This is a genomic window from uncultured Friedmanniella sp., assembly GCF_964244285.1.
Classification (GTDB): domain Bacteria; phylum Actinomycetota; class Actinomycetes; order Propionibacteriales; family Propionibacteriaceae; genus Microlunatus.
On the sequence record NZ_CAXTHT010000001.1, the window covers coordinates 62,165 to 75,285 of the forward strand.

Genomic DNA, 13,121 nt, shown 5'->3' on the forward strand with positions numbered 1-13,121 from the left:
CCCGATCAGGGGAGGGGCAGGGCCCACTCGACGAGGTCCACCTCGGTGACGGGCAGGGACGGGTCGGCGGGGACGCGGAAGGTGCGGATCTGGTGGGGGGCGAACTCCTCCTCGAGCACCCGGTCCGCCACAGGGAGGTGGATCCGGGCACTGGCCGGACGGCCGGTGGTCTCGACGGCGCGGACGATGAGGTCCTCAGTCCCGGGGGACGCGCCCGCGCCGGTCGGCGGGTCCTCCGAGCCCTTGAACGCCGTCACCATCACGGCACCGCCCCCGTCGTCGGCGAACGAGTGCAGCGGCGGCAGCGGTCCGGGATGGGACGACTCGACCATCGCCCGCACCCCACCGCCCAGCACCGCGGCTCGACGGGTCGGGTCGGCGGACCGCCAGTCGCCGGCGTGCGGCACGAGCTCGTAGCGGAAGCGTTGCTCGCCCTGGTCCTGGTAGCGGTAGCAGCCGTCGTCGGCGAGCGGCTGCGGGTCGTGCCAGGCGTAGACGGGGCTCCGGACGGCCGTCATCCCGATGCTCGGGCCCGGGGCCGGACCGTCGCCGGGAGAGACGTCCCAGCCGTGCTTGCCGACGGCGACCACGCTGAGACCGACCGGCCGGCCATCGACCACCCCCGTCAGGTCCACCCAGGACTGGGCGGGCTGCTCGGCCCCGTCGACCGGGCGTTCGAGGTGCCCGAACGGGATCTCGAAGGTGGCCCGGGGCCCGGTCAGCGCGGTCGGGAACCGCAGCTTGAGCAGGTGACCCGGCTCGTGCCAGTCCAACGTGACCTCGACCCGCAGCACCTGGCTGTCGTGCTCCAGCAGCAGCTCCTCGACCAGCGTCGACGAGCCCCAGGTGCGCTCGATCCGGACCCGCCCCCGGAGCGGCCCGGCCTCGCGCACGACGACGCGGCGCAGCGCCATCGGCTCACCCGGCCAGGCGTAGGAGACGACGCGGTGACCCCAGGTGTCGGTCGCGTCGGCGCAGATCTGGGTGTGGGTCGCCGGGTCGGTGCCGGCCACCAGGTCGACGCCGGAGCGGCGGTCGCGGTAGGAGGAGATCCAGCCGGTCTCCGGGTCGACGGCCACCGTGACCAGGCTGTTCTCCAGCACGGTCTCGGTGACCGTCAGCGGCTCCGGCGGACCGGCGCTCCAGGCCGGGACGGGGACCACCGGCAGCGCCGGGACCAGCCGGTAGAGCCGGTAGCCGAGCGCGGGCACATCAGCCCGGAAGACCACGGCACCGCGGCCGCGGTCGTTGGTGGTCGAGGTCTGCGCGGTGGGTTGCGCGAGCACCGCCTGGCCGGCGTCGTCGACGACCCGGACCCCCAGCGGCTGGACGCCGTAGTTCAGGTCGACGTCGGTGCTCACCGCCCAGGGGTGCGGGTTGAACACGAGCACGGGCTGGCTGCCCGCGACGAAGGGCACGTCGACCTGCCGGGCGAGCACGTTGTGGGCCCGGACCAGCAGCCGCTTGGCGATCGCCGTGGCCTCGCCCAGCTGGTCGCGTGCGTCGTCGTAGGCGGTCTCGATCGCCGAGCCGGGCAGCACGTCGTGGAACTGGTTGAACAGGACCTGGCGCCAGGCTCGGCCCAGCTCCTCCCGCGGGTACGGCACCCCCGCCTGGAGCGCGACGACGGCCGCCCAGCGCTCGGCGACGAGCACCGCGTGCTGGGCCCGCCGCTGCCAGGCCTTGATCCCGGAGTGGGCGGAGTAGCAGCCGGCCGCGTGGTGCTGCAGGTCGGCCCGGTGCACCGGCAGGGCCGCCAGCGACTCCGGTCCGCGGGCGAGCACCGCGTCCACGAACTCCTGCGGCCCGGCCAGCCGTAGCCGGCCGAAGGACCCCATGGCGTCGAAGCGGTGGATCGAGTCGAGGTTGGCCCGGGTCGGGCCACCGCCGTGGTTGCCCACGCCGTAGAAGACCATCGCCTCGTCCATCCCGCGGTCGAGGGCGGCCAGCGACTTCTCGGTCTGGGCGTCGACCGGGCCGGGCGGGCTGCCGTACTCGTACGGGATCCGGTAGGCCAGTACCCGGGAGCCGTCCGGGGCCTCCCACCAGAAGACCGTGGCGGGCAGCTCGGCCTCGTGCGGTCCGGGCCGCAGGAACACATACGAGCTCAGTCCCTGGCCGCGGAGGATCTGCGGCAGCGAAGCGGAGTGACCGAACGGGTCCACGTTCATCCCGACCGTCGCCGGCCGGCCGAAGCGGGACTGCAGGTAGCGCTGGCCGTAGAGACCCTGCCGGACGAAGCTCTCCCCCATCGGCAGGTTGCAGTCGGGCTCGACCCACCAGCCGCCGGTGTTCACCCAGCGGCCCTGAGCCACCCGCTCGCGGATCCGCTCGAACAGCTCCGGGTCGGACTCCTCGACCCAGCTCAGCAGCACCATCTGGTCGCAGGTGAAGACGAAGTCCGGGTACTCCTCCATCCGGGCGATCGCCGAGGCGAACGTCGCGCGCGCCTCGGCGTACCCCTCCTGCCACGGCCACAGCCAGACCGGGTCGAGATGGGCGTTGCCGATCATGTACAGCGTCCGGTCGGGGGTGGCCAGCGGCCGGTTCGGACCCTCCTCGGACGGGGCGTTGCCCAGCGGAGCCCGGCTCACGACGCCTCCCCGACGGCCCAGCGGTCGACCACCTCGGAGACCGCGTGCAGCAGGAAGGTGTGCAGCTCCTGGATCCGGGCCGTGGTGGCCGAGGGCACCAGCAGCGCGTGGTCGGCGTGTGCGGCGGCCGGCCCCCCGTCGCCGCCGCCGAACAGCACGGTAACGGCGCCGCGGGAACGGGCGGTGCGCAGGGCCTCGACGACGTTCGCCGAGCGGCCGCTGGTGGTGAAGGCGGCCACCACGTCGCCGGGCCGGGCCAGGGCCTCCAGCTGGCGGACGAACACGTCGGCGTAGACGTAGTCGTTGGCGAGGCAGGTCAGGACGCTCGGGTCGGTGCTCAGCGTCACCGCCGGCAGCGCCCGCCGCTCCCGTCGGTAGCGTCCGATCATCTCCGCGGTGAGGTGCTGCGCGTCGGCGGCGCTGCCGCCGTTGCCCAGGGTCAGCAGCATCCCGCCGCGCTCGAACGTCGCACAGAACAGCTCACCCACCGCCCGCACCGCCGGCAACAGCTCGGCCACCCCCTCGGCCGCGCGCAGGTGGTCGCCGAGCTCCTCGGTCATCCAGTCAGCCACGGGCACCTTCCGTCTCGGCTCCTGCTCCGGGTAGGGCGAGGTCCAGGGCCACCGCCGCCGCCCCGACGACCCCGACGGCGTCGCCGAGGGCGGCGAGCTCCACCCGGACGGCCGCCGCGGCCGGCCGCATCGCGGCCGCCAGGACCCCGGCCCGGACCGGGTCGAGCAGCAGGGCGCCGGACCGCGTGACCCCACCCCCGAGCACGACCAGGTCGGGTTCGAGCACGTTGACCAGGTCGGTCACGGCCGCGGCGAGCAGGTCGGTCGTCTCGTCCCAGATCCGGCGGGCCAGCGCGTCTCCCTGGGCGACGGCGGCGCTCACGTCCTCCGCCCGGACCACCGGGAGCCCGGTCAGCGCAGAGCCGGCCGCGGCCGAACCGGCTCCAGTGGCGGCGAGGGCTTCCCGGGCCCGTTCGGCGATCGAGGGCCCGGACGCGTACCGCTCCAGACAACCGCGCCGGCCGCACAGGCAGAGCCGGCCATCCGGCACCACCACGACGTGACCGAACTCCCCTCCGTTGCCCGCCGCACCGCGGTGCAGCCGACCGTCCACGACGGCACCGCCACCCACCCCGGTGGACAGCGTCAGGTAGAGCAGGGTGCCGGCACCGGCGGGCAGCGTCCGGCCGTGGCCGTAGCGGTACTCCCCCAGCGCGGCCGCCGTCGCGTCGTTCTCGAGCGCCGCCGGCACCCCGTACGCGAACTCGGCCAAAGCGACCACGGGCACGTCGTGCCAGCCGGGCAGGTGCAGCGGCGCGTTGAGGACCCCGGCGCGGGCGTCGAGTGGGCCGCCGCAAGAGATCCCGACAGCGCCGACCGGGCCCAGCCCGGCGGTCTCGACGGCGCGGTGACCGAGGGCGAACAGCCGTTCGAGGATCCGCTGCGGCCCGTCCTCGCGCCGCGTGGGGACGACCTGGGCGCCCGCGGTCGTCCCGTCGGCGGTGACCACGGCGGCCGCGAGCTTCGTGCCGCCGATGTCCAGGCCGAGCACGGGATGCGTGGTCGTCGCTCTCCTCCGGTCTCGCGGCGCTGCGGTCCCTTGCGGGGGAGCTAGCGTGTGGCATCGATCCCAGAGCGTAGGCAGGGCGGCCGGGGCGGTCAATGCGACCCCTCGACGACGTCGACCAGGGCCTCGGCGTACTGGCCGAGCCTCAGCTCGCCGACCGTCAGGTCGACGGCGACCCGCTCGCGGCTGACGGGCTCGGTGGCCACGGTCACGACCACGCGCACGACCCCGGTTGCTGCCGCCCCGAGCAGGAGATCGGGGACCGGCGATGCCGCCCAGCCCTCGGGCAGCACGGGGACGCAGCGCACGACGGCGGGCGCGGACAGCGGGTTGCGGACCTCGACGGACAGGGCCACCGTGCCACCCGGCGGGACGGCGACGCGGTAGGGCCGGACCCGGGCCAGCGTGCCGTCCGGCCCGGCGTCGAGGTCGTCGGGCAACAGTGCGGCGTGCAGCGCGACCAGCTCCTCCCCCAGCGCGGTCAGCTCGTCCAGGTAGGCGGGGTCGACCTGCCGCGGAGCCCAGTGGCCGCTGAGCATCAGGCCGGGCGCCACCCGGTGGTAGAGCGCCGCACTCGCCCGGTAGTCCTCGGCCGAGAACCGGTTGCGGTACTGGTAGTTCAGCACCTCACGACGGCCGCCCGGCGCGCTCAGGCCGTCCTGCTGGTCGCCGGTGAACAGGACGCGGACGCCGTCCACCTCCACCTCGTAGGCCACGGCGTAGCGGGTGTGGCCGGGCTGGTCGTGGACACCGATCGTGTACTCGTGCCACTGGAAGGACTCGCCCACGGGCAGCACCCGGTCGGGGAGGATCGGGTCGAACCACTGGCAGGGCAGGTCCTCCCCCCGCGGGTCGGCCAGCACCGGCGCGATGGTGGCCGGCACCCAGATCTCGGTCCCCTCCACCTCGCGCAGCAGCGGCATCCCGGCGACGTGGTCGTCGTGGTAGTGGGTGGGCAGGGCGACCGTGACGGCCCGCACCCCGAAGGTCGCCTTGAGCGCCGCCAACGAGGCGAGCCAGGGTCGGCGGGCGGCCCGCTCGGTGCCGTACGGCAACCCGGTGCTCACGTCGTAGCCGTAGTCGACCAGCAGCGCCTCCCCGGTCCGCGAGAGCAGCACGTAGCCGGCGGCCGTGCTGGTCCGGTTCAGGAGCAGGTGCTCGGTGATGGGAACGTACGGGTGCCGCAACCAGCCGCGCAGGTCCCAGGGCCGCGGACGCCGGGAGTCGACGTAGGTCTGCATCCGGGCGGCCAGCAGCTCCAGAGCGGCCGTCGCCCCGGGCATCGGCTCGCCGTGCGAGGGCAGCAGCAGGTCGGGCCGCTCGTCGGCGAGCAGGTAGCAGCTGAGCACGGTCATCGCCGGGCCCTCGTTCTCGGTGTAGGACCACTGGGTCGCCGCGAGCGACCAGACCTTGCCCGGGGCGTAGACGAGGTCGCCGGTGAAGGCCAGCCGCTGTCCGCCCCGCTCCAGCAGGTAGCTGAGCGAGCCGACGGTGTGGCCCGGCGTCGGCAGGGCCCGGAGACGGACCCCGCCGTAGCCGGTGCTGCGGTACTCGGCCACCGTGGCGGTGACGGGCACCGGCCGCAGCAAGGAGAACCGGTCGTCGCGCAGTGCGTAGCTGTTGTCGACGGCACGGCTACGCCACATCTGGTCCACCCGGGCGAACAGGTCCACCTCGACCGGCGGCACGTGCAGCCGGGCGCCGTGGGCCACCGCCCGCGGCAGGCCCTGGCCCTGGTCGCGGTGGTGGTGGGTCATCAGCACGTCGGTGATCCGGCTGATCCCGAGCTCGGGCAGCAGGTCGAGGGCGCGCCCGGCCCCGAAGTCGATCGCGACCGCCGTCCTTTCGGCGCCCTCGGCCACCACCAGGTAGACCTGGCAGGTGTCGTCCACGCGGTAGACCCCGGGTGCCACCTCCCGCCAGCCCCGGTCCGGTGACGTGAGGGTCGCCGGGTGGTCGTCGACGGTCACCGGACCCGCCGCTGCCGGTAGCGCCGCCAGCTGGCCGCGACCGCCGCCAGGTCCTCGTCGGTGACCGCCTCGCCCGTCCGGTCGATCGTCTCCAGGTAGTAGAGGGCCGGCACGCCGAGCTCGACCTGGGCGTCGACGTAGCGCCGCCACTCCGCGCGGTCGGGCATCGGCCACTGGTCGGTGTCGACGAGGTGGTCGGGCAGCACCCGGTGGGCGATGCCGTGGCGCATCCGCAGCTGGTCGACCACCGGGACCGGCCCGCCGCCGACCGCGAGCCCGGCCACGTCGTTCAGCCGGACCATGTCGCAGACGTCGGCGAAGGCCGGGTGGATGGTGTGCGCGACCACGAGGGCGTCGGGCTTGGCCCGGGTCGCCGCGCCGTGCAGCGTGGCCAACAGCAGGTGCAGGGCGGCGATCCCCCAGACGCCGGGATGCCCCCGCAGCGAGGTCCCGCTCGGCGCCCGCTGGGTGAAGTCGACCTTGAAGCCGTCCGCGTCCAGCCCGTCGGACGACACCAGCCGGGTCACGATCTCGGCGAGGTGCTCGCGGTAGCGCGGGTTCGCCGGGTCCGCGGCGACCGGTCGACCGGCGGCGTCGCGGATGCACTCGGCGGCGGGCAGTCCGGTCGGGTCCCAGGCCTTCCACCACAGCAGCACCCGCCGCCCCTGCCGGTGCTGGCGGGCGATCCAGTCCCGCAGGTCGGGCCAGTGCTCGGGGTCCGGCTCGGCCGTCCCGTACGCGGCCTGCCAGCGGTCGTCGATCACGACCGTGCCGGGGTCCAGGTCGTGCGCCGCCAGCCGGGCCAGGAAGGAGTCGTAGACGTCCTGCCGGGCCAGCGAGGAGGCCGGTCCGGTCAGCCGGCGCTCGTGGTGGACCGTCCGGGCGTCCGCGCCGACGCCCAGGGCCCGGGCCGCGACCGGCGGCAGCAGCGTCGGGTGCTCCTCGCGGGCGGCCGCGGCCACCCGCGCGCACTGGGCGCCCCAGCCGCAGAAGATCGGCTCGCTCCACCAGGCCGGACGCGCCCGCGGGACGGTCGCCGGCGCACCGCCGTGCTCGACGAGGTCACGGCGATGGTCCTCCAGCACGGCCCAGCCCGTGCTCGCGGGCCGCAGCACGAGCACGGGAGTCCGCCAGGCGTCGGTGACCTCGGTGTGGCCCTCGTACTCCAGCCGGAGACTGAAGCCGCCGTCGAGCGGCACGTAGCCGAGGGTGGTGAAGGTCAGCTCGGCCACCGGAGCCCGGAGCGAGAGTCCCAGCCAGTCACCGTCGGGAATCGCGACCGGCCCGGTGGGCACGGACCGGCCCAGCCCGAACACCAGCGGCGGCGGGGAGAAGACGCTGTGCAGCCGGCCCGGCGAGGCGTCGCCGACGAGCCCGACCTGACCCGCGCTGTGCGCCGGCCGGACCAGCTGGACCGGCTCCCCCGGGGCCGGGACCAGGACCGAGGCGAACGCGATCGAGGACGCGAACGTGCCGGCCGCCCCGTCGACCAGGGTGCCGACCCCGCCCAGCAGCTGGACGGAGCCGATCCGGCCCCGGCCGGTGACCCGCACGCTGAGCTCGAGAGCGTCCGGCCGGCAGACCAGGCGCAGCTCGTGGCTGGTCCAGGCCGTGCTGCGGGTCCGCACCACGACGGTCGCATCGTCTGGTCCCAGCTCGACCTCGCAGCCGTCGACGGCGTACACCTCGTCCGGGGACTCGAGGGTGTGCAGCGAGCTCAGCAGGTTCAGCGAGCTCCAGGTCCGACCGGCCCGGTCGCGCAGCACCGCGTAGGGCGCGTGCGGAAAGGCAGCCGGGTCCAGGACGAGGGAGTAGTCGACTCCGTGGACCTCAGTGAGCCCCTCCCGCTCCTCGACCGTCACCGGCCGGGGGCCGGCGCTCGGCGGCGCCGCTGTCACGGGGACTTCTGGGAACGTTGCCACATAGGTCGAGCGTAACTTCTGCTCGACCCTGACAGGTCCGAAACGGGTGGCTCGACTCGCGGGCCGGTCGGACGAGCGCCTCAGCGCGGCGCCGAGGTGGAGCCGCGCGGCAGGATCTGGGCCTCCAGCACGACCGTCCGCGGCGGCTCGTCGGGGTCGGCGATCCGGGCCAGCAGACGGTCGACGGCTGAGGCGCCCAGGGCGACGACGTCCTGGGCCACGGCCGTGACGCCCGGGCTGACCATGCTCATCCACGGTGCGTCGTCGAAGGACACGATGCTCACGTCGGCCGGCACCTGCAGCCCGAGGTCGCTGACCGCCCGCCACAGACCCTCAGCGAGCACGTTGTTGGCGGCGAACACCGCCGTCGGCCGCTGGCGCTGGGTCAACAGCCGGACCGCGGCCCGGCGGGCCCCGTCGGCGCTCCAGCCGACGGCGACCAGAAGCTCCGGCGCGGCCGGCAGACCGGCTGCGCCCAGAGCCTCGAGGTACCCCGCGGACCGGTCGGCCCCCGTCGTCCACGCGGTCTCGTCGATCAGCATCGCGATCCGACGGTGTCCCAGCGCCAGCAGGTGCTCAGTGACCCGACCGGCGATGTGCCGGTTGTCGACCACGACCGCGTCGCAGCGTCCGGGGGAGAACTGACGGTCGACCTCGACCAGCGGCACCTGCTGCTCGATCAGGTAGGAGGACGCGGCGGCGGTCACGGGGGTGAGGATGACCCCGGCGGTCCGGGTCGCGACGAACGCCTGGACCGCGCCCAGCTCGTCCTCGGCCGAGCCCTGGACGTCGACCAGCATCATCGTGTAGCCGTGCTCGCGGGCCCGACCGGCCACGCCGGCGGCGAGGTCGGCGTAGAAGCTGTTGCGCAGGTCCGAGACCAGCACCCCGATGGACCGGCTGACCTGGGACCGCAGGCTCCGGGCCATGGCGTGCGGCACGTACCCGAGCTGCTCGGCGCTGGCCCGTACCCGTTCCCGCACCTCGGGGGCGACGTACCCCTGACCGCTCAGGGCGCGGGAGGTCGTCGACTGGGACACCCCAGCCGCGCGGGCGACGTCCCGGAGCGTGGCACGACGAAGGACCGGGTCGCGCTTGAGAGCCGGCCCGGATGGGTACGCCACCGGCGTGATGTCCAGATTGCGCACGTTCTTGCGCTCCTCCCGGAGCCGACTTATAGTCGCCGCCGTGGCAACGATGCCACACAGGTCTGGCCGGAGGTAGGCATGCGGACGACCAAGTTTGGCGTTGAAGCCGGCACCGGGATCCGATGGCGACACTGACGCGCCCCGCGCGCACCAGAGGGACCGGCGACGAGCCCGGGCAGACCCTCCGGTCCCGGAAGTACAACCGCCGCGAGGCTCTCGCCGGCTATCTCTTCATCTCGCCCTGGCTCGTCGGCTTCGCGGTCTTCACGCTCGGGGCGATGGCCTACAGCCTCTACATCTCGTTCAGCTACTACAACCTCGCGAAGAACACGGTGCGGCCGGCGGGGCTGGACAACTACCGCGCCATGTTCGAGGACCCGAAGGTCGCCCTGTCGCTCAAGAACACCTTGTTCTTCGCGGTCATGGCCGTTCCGCTGGAGATCATCTTCGCCTTGCTGCTCGCAGCCCTGCTGAACAAGCTGGGTCGTTCGGCCGGGATCTTCCGGACGCTCTACTACCTGCCGAAGATGACGCCCTCGGTAGCGACGGCCGCCGTGTTCTTCCTGCTGCTGAACGGCAACACGGGCGCGATCAACTCCGGCCTCAGGCTGCTCGGGATCGAAGGCCCGCAGTGGCTGATCGACCCGGCGTGGGTGAAGCCCTCGATCGTGCTGATGACGCTGTGGGGCGTCAGCGGGACCATGGTGATCTTCCTGGCCGCGCTGAAGAACGTGCCGCGTGAGCTGTACGAGGTGGCCTCCCTCGACGGCGCCGGGCCGGTCCGGCAGTTCTTCACCATCACGGTGCCGATGATCTCCAGCGCCATCTTCTTCAACGTCATCGTGCTCACCATCGCCGCGCTGCAGGTCTTCGACCAGGCCTTCCTGCTGTTCTGGCGCGACCAGAGCAACGCCTCGCCGGAGTCGTCGCTGTTCTACGGGGTCTACCTGTTCCAGGAGGCCTTTCGGCAGTTCGACTTCGGCTTCGCCGCCGCGATGGCCTGGCTGCTCTTCGTGATCATCATGCTCATCACCGCGGTCCAGGTGCGTTTCGGGAACCGGTTCGTCTACTACGAGGGAGACCGATAGTGGCGGTGTCTCAGTCCACCTCGGGCGCCCTGCCGCCCGCGGCTCAGGCGGCGGGCCTCGCTGTCGCCGAGGGTGCCACCCGCACCAGCCGACGCCCGAACCGCTGGTACCGGCCACAGAACGTCGTGGGCCGGGTCATCCTCTGGGTGCTGGTGGTGCTGTTCTCGCTGCTGTTCCTCTACCCGTTCGTCTGGCTGCTGGCGGCCAGCCTCAAGCCCAAGGGTCAGGTCTTCGACAACAAGCTGATCCCCGAGACCCTCAAGCTGAGCAACTACGCCGAGGTCTGGAACCAGCTGCCGCTGCTGCACTGGATGGGCAACAGCATCCTGATCGCGTTCCTGGCGGCGACCCTGGTCGCCTTCTCCAGCTCGCTGGTCGCCTTCGGCTTCGCCTACTTCACGTTCCCCGGGCGTACCTTCTTGTTCGGGCTGGTGCTGGCGACCATGATGCTCCCGGGCGCCGTGACGCTGATCCCGCAGTACCTGATCTGGAAGAACCTCGGCTTCCTCGGCACCAACGTGCCGCTGTGGGGCGCCAACCTCTTCGGCTCGGCCTTCTACATCTTCCTGCAGCGACAGTTCTTCCTCGGCCTGCCGAAAGAGCTGTTCGAGGCGGCGCGGGTGGACGGCGCCAGCTACTTCGGTCTCTTCCGCCGGATCGCCATGCCGCTGGCCATCCCCTCGTTCATCATCGTCTTCCTGTTCGAGTTCCAGGCCAGCTGGAACAACCTGCAGGCCGGCCTGATCTACCTCAACGCCGGCACGGTGGACGACTTCACGGTGCCGCTCGGCATCGCCTACTCGATGACGAAGTACGCGCCGGGAAACGGTGGCCAGGGCGACTACCAGTACGTGATGGTGGCCGCGCTGCTGGTCACCCTGCCCATGCTGGTGCTCTTCGCCTTCGGCCAGCGGTACTTCATCGAGGGCGTCGCCACGCAGGGGCGCAAGGGGTAGAGGGCCTCGACCGCTCCTCGGGTCGGCAGCGTGAGCGACCGTGCCGGGCAGCCGCGCCCGGGATGATCTGCCAGGAGGTCGACCAGGGTCGCCACTCCCGCGCGGTCATCGGCTCGTGCTGGGCCGGCCGGAACGGAGCACGAGCGGCTCCGGGGTCACCCGGGGCCGCTCGTGGCGCGTCTACGCCGAGGTCAGCGTGTCTGGTTGTACGCCCGCATCGCGGCGGTCTGAGCGTCCTTGAGCGCAGCGTCCGGCGTCTTCGTCCCCAGCATCGAGGACGTCACGGCGTTCAGCAGCTCGGTCTGGATCTGCTGTCCGGCCGGCGAGGCACCGTAGGACTTGCCCGACTTCACGACGTCGTAGAAGGTCGAGATCGTCTGGTCGAAGCCCGCGTTGCTGCTCGGCTTGACGTAGGTGGTCCGGATGGCTTCGTCGGCCGCCGGCGAGCCGGTGAACAGTCCGGTGTTGATGGCGCCCGGGGTCTTGGCGATCGTCTTGGCCCGAGCGGCGCCCGCCGCCAGCCAGGCGTCCTGAGAGGTCAGCGAGGTCGCCCAGGCGCAGGCCGCGTCGGGGTTCTTCGCCTTTTCCGGAATGACGAACGAGGTACCACCGGCGACCGCGAACGGCTGCCCGTCGGTTCCCTTGAACGGCACCGCCTCGATCTCCACCTTCTTGACGTACGGGGTCAAGACGTTGACGTACCACTGCGCGTCGACCTGCGCACCGACCTGGTCCTTCACGAACTGGTTGTTGTCGCCGAATGTGTCGAAGGCGTCGGTGAAGCTCTTGACCTTGGCGTAGCCGCCCTGAGCGTCGTTCAGCTGCTTGAGGAAGGCGAGGCCCTTGGTGTTGGCCGGGTTGTCCAGCGTCGGGGCGCCGTCGGCGTCGATCAGCTGACCGCCCATGCCCATGATCCAGAGCTCGGCCGCACCGGTGGAGACCGGGTCGAGGCCGAGGGTGCTGGGGTTGCTGCCGTTCGCCTTGTACATCTTGGCGACCGCGGCGAGCAGAGCGTCGGGCTTGGAGGTGTCGATGTCGGCGTCGGAGACCCCGGCCTTGTCCATCACGCGCTTGTTCAGCATGATCGCCGGCGGCTGGTAGAACTGCGGCACCGCCCAGACGTGGCCCTGGTAGGTGACGTCGTCGACGACCGAGGGGTAGTACTGCGTCTTCGGGTCGATCTGGTAGGCGCTGAAGCAGCTGTCCAGCGGCTTGATCAGGCCTTGCGCGGCGTAGGTGGCCACGTAGCGGCGGTCCATCTGGACGACGTCGGGGACGTTTCCGCTGGCGGCCCGGGTGGTGAACTTCTGGGCGTCGAATGCGGTGGCGTCGATCTTGATCGTGACGCCGGTCAGCTTGTTCTTGGCGTAGTCGAGCCGGGAGGTGCCGACCTCGTCGGCGTTCTCGAAGCCCCACGCGCTCAGCGCGCCGGTGGCGTTGGTGGTGAAGGCGGGTGGTGCGCTCGAGGAGTCCGAGCCGGCGTCTCCCCCGCCGCCGCAGGCACCCATCACCGTGACGCTGGAGGCAAGCGCCACCGCGAGCAGTGTCTTCTGGCTCTTCTTCACCGCTGTTCCCTTCCCAAGGATCGTGACGGCGTCGTCGCCGGCCACGCATGAACAGATTCCGGTCGAATGGAATCCTTTCCAGGGGGAACGTAGTGCAGCTTCTCCACAGGCACAAGACGAACGTCGAATCGGCCAGATCGTGTCGTCATTGAGCGTGAACCGGCCCCGATCTGAAGATCTGGGCAATCTGACATCGTTTCCACATTGAGTGCCCTTCTGCGATACCCAGAGGTCCCCCCGCTCAAACGGTGGGAGGTGCCGACCGGCAGCTGCGACGGGCTCAGCGGCGGGTGGCAGACT

Annotated in this window: 9 protein-coding genes; 2 read left to right on the plus strand and 7 right to left on the minus strand. The window is 72.1% G+C overall.

The window, feature by feature from the left end; all coding sequences use genetic code 11:
- Positions 1-5 precede the first annotated feature (5 nt).
- From ACFE7W_RS00300 to ACFE7W_RS00325, 6 genes are all read right to left on the minus strand, one after another.
- Entirely contained in the window at positions 6-2,594 is a 2,589-nt protein-coding gene (locus ACFE7W_RS00300) for an alpha-mannosidase (protein WP_375422772.1), read from the minus strand.
- Positions 2,591-3,166, minus strand: coding sequence for an SIS domain-containing protein (locus ACFE7W_RS00305; RefSeq protein WP_375422773.1), 576 nt, complete (start codon positions 3,164-3,166; stop codon positions 2,591-2,593). The genes ACFE7W_RS00300 and ACFE7W_RS00305 overlap by 4 nt, the downstream gene beginning before the upstream one ends.
- Complete coding sequence (locus ACFE7W_RS00310) at positions 3,159-4,157, minus strand: ROK family protein (RefSeq protein WP_375422774.1); 999 nt, start codon at positions 4,155-4,157, stop codon at positions 3,159-3,161. Before ACFE7W_RS00310 ends, ACFE7W_RS00305 begins: the two co-directional genes overlap by 8 nt.
- A gap of 107 nt (positions 4,158-4,264) precedes the next feature.
- Positions 4,265-6,142, minus strand: coding sequence for an MBL fold metallo-hydrolase (locus ACFE7W_RS00315; RefSeq protein WP_375422775.1), 1,878 nt, complete (start codon positions 6,140-6,142; stop codon positions 4,265-4,267).
- Positions 6,139-8,040, minus strand: a complete 1,902-nt coding sequence (locus ACFE7W_RS00320) for a hypothetical protein (protein ID WP_375422776.1) — start codon at positions 8,038-8,040, stop codon at positions 6,139-6,141. The genes ACFE7W_RS00315 and ACFE7W_RS00320 overlap by 4 nt, the downstream gene beginning before the upstream one ends.
- Positions 8,041-8,144: 104 nt before the next feature.
- Positions 8,145-9,212 (minus strand): LacI family DNA-binding transcriptional regulator, encoded by a 1,068-nt coding sequence (locus ACFE7W_RS00325; RefSeq protein WP_375422777.1) that lies wholly within the window; start codon positions 9,210-9,212, stop codon positions 8,145-8,147.
- Positions 9,213-9,334: 122 nt separating this feature from the next.
- Here ACFE7W_RS00325 and ACFE7W_RS00330 point away from each other — a divergent pair, with 122 nt between their 5' ends.
- Both ACFE7W_RS00330 and ACFE7W_RS00335 read left to right on the plus strand, forming a co-directional pair.
- Complete coding sequence (locus tag ACFE7W_RS00330; RefSeq protein ID WP_375422778.1) at positions 9,335-10,300, plus strand: carbohydrate ABC transporter permease; 966 nt, start codon at positions 9,335-9,337, stop codon at positions 10,298-10,300.
- 5 nt (positions 10,301-10,305) lie between these two features.
- A complete protein-coding gene (locus ACFE7W_RS00335; protein ID WP_375422779.1) occupies positions 10,306-11,256 on the plus strand; it encodes a carbohydrate ABC transporter permease in 951 nt (316 codons plus the stop codon).
- A 191-nt stretch (positions 11,257-11,447) separates the two neighbouring features.
- Here ACFE7W_RS00335 and ACFE7W_RS00340 read toward each other — a convergent pair whose 3' ends face one another.
- Positions 11,448-12,821: an ABC transporter substrate-binding protein gene (locus ACFE7W_RS00340; RefSeq protein ID WP_375422780.1), complete on the minus strand. Its 1,374-nt coding sequence runs from the start codon at positions 12,819-12,821 to the stop codon at positions 11,448-11,450.
- Positions 12,822-13,121 lie beyond the last annotated feature (300 nt).